This is a genomic window from Cobetia sp., from assembly GCF_983723665.1.
This window is the reverse complement of sequence record NZ_CFDJES010000005.1, coordinates 30,318-31,984: the sequence shown is the minus strand read 5'-3', so window position 1 is coordinate 31,984 and position 1,667 is coordinate 30,318. Positions and strand designations below refer to the sequence as shown.

Annotated in this window: 2 protein-coding genes and 1 riboswitch; both genes read left to right on the top strand. The window is 68.5% G+C overall.

Features of this window, described 5'->3' with window-relative positions:
* A riboswitch (TPP riboswitch) is annotated at positions 1–111 on the top strand.
* 58 nt (positions 112–169) lie between these two features.
* Positions 170–922 carry an ABC transporter ATP-binding protein gene (locus tag AC4FAH_RS01280; protein ID WP_200906787.1) on the top strand — a complete coding sequence of 251 codons (753 nt, stop codon included), beginning with the start codon at positions 170–172 and terminating at the stop codon, positions 920–922.
* On the top strand, positions 919–1,667 hold a 749-nt coding region (locus tag AC4FAH_RS01275; protein ID WP_490245568.1), incomplete at its 3' end, for an ABC transporter permease. The genes AC4FAH_RS01280 and AC4FAH_RS01275, both read left to right, overlap by 4 nt.

The window sequence follows — 1,667 nt, the reverse complement described above, 5'->3', positions numbered from 1 at the left end:
CCTGGATGGGGGTGCCCGAGGATGGGCTGAGAGCCGCAGCGATACGTCGCGCGACAACCCCTGGAACCTGATCCGGTTGATACCGGCGGAGGGAATCCCCGACGCGTGCCCTGCACGGCGCGTCACCTGCTTCCTCCTGCCGGCACGCCGCCTGACCACGGAATTGCCTGTGTCGCTGGGACTCACCCTCAACAACGCACGAATCGATTACGCCGGCCACACGCTGTTCCGCGATATTTCCGCGCGTCTGGAAGCCGGTAGCTGGACGGCACTGCTGGGGCGCTCCGGCTGCGGCAAGAGTTCGCTGCTGCGCCTGCTGGCCGGCCTTGAGATGTCAGACCTCCACCAGCTCGACCTCGCCACCGATGACGGTCAGCCGCTGACCGACCGCGTGGCCTGGATGGCGCAGCAGGACCTGCTGCTGCCGTGGCGGCGCGTCATCGACAACCTGTGGCTGGGCGATGACCTGCGCCGGCGGCCGCGCAATCGCAAGCTTGCTCATGAACTGCTGGCCGCGGTCGGGCTTGAGGGCCGTGAGCAGGCCTGGCCGGACGCCCTCTCGGGCGGTCAGCGCCAGCGCGTCGCCCTCGCCCGCACACTCTACCAGCAGGCGCCGGTCGTGATGATGGACGAGCCGTTCTCGGCGGTGGATGCCATCACCCGTCTGGAGCTGCATGATCTGGCCAGCCGCCTGCTCAAGGGCCGCACCGTCCTGATGGTGACCCATGACCCGCTGGAGGCATTGCGCCTCGCCGATCAGCTGCTGGTGCTGCGCCCGTCGAGCCTCCCGGGCCACGGCGCCGAGCTGGAACGCCTGCCGGGGCTTGGCGCCGCACGCCCGGTGCCACTGGATGACCCGGCCCTGCCACCGGCGCAGGCACAACTGATCGCCCGCCTGCGTGATAGCGAGGAGGCCGCATGAAACGTCTGCACGCCATGCGTCACCTCGTCATAAGCGCGCTGCTCCTGCTGGGGCTGTGGCAGCTGATCATTGCCGTCACCGCCGTACCGCCCTACATTCTGCCCACGCCGCAGGCCGTGCTCGAGGTCTTGATCGAGAAGGCGCCGCTGCTGGCCCATCACGCTGGCGTCACCATCAGCGAGATACTGGCCGGGCTGGTGCTGGGCATTCTGCTCGGCCTTGCCACCGCGCTGGCGCTGGCCTTCATTCCCCGCCTGCGCCGCACGCTGCTGCCGATGCTGCTGATCAGCCAGGTGATACCGCTGTTCGCGATCGCGCCGCTGCTGGTGCTGTGGCTCGGCTATGACATGCTGTCCAAGGTGGTGATGGCGACACTGATCATCTACTTCCCGGTCGCCTCCACCGGCTACGACGGCCTGCGCCAGACCCAGCAGGGCTGGCTGGATCTTGCCCATACCCTGGGTGCCAGCCCATGGCGCCGACTGATCCACATCCAGCTGCCCGCCGCGCTGCCGGCACTGGCCTCCGGCATTCGAATGGCCGCGACCGCCGCCCCCATCGGCGCCGTCATCGGGGAATGGGCCGGTGCCAGTCAGGGGCTGGGCTATCTGATGCTCAACGCCAACGCGCGCATGGAGATCGACCTGATGTTCGCCGCCCTGCTGGTGCTGGTCGCCTTCTCCCTGCTGCTCTATTTCTCGCTGGATGCGCTGCTGCGCGCCCTGATGCCCTGGCACCGCGACCG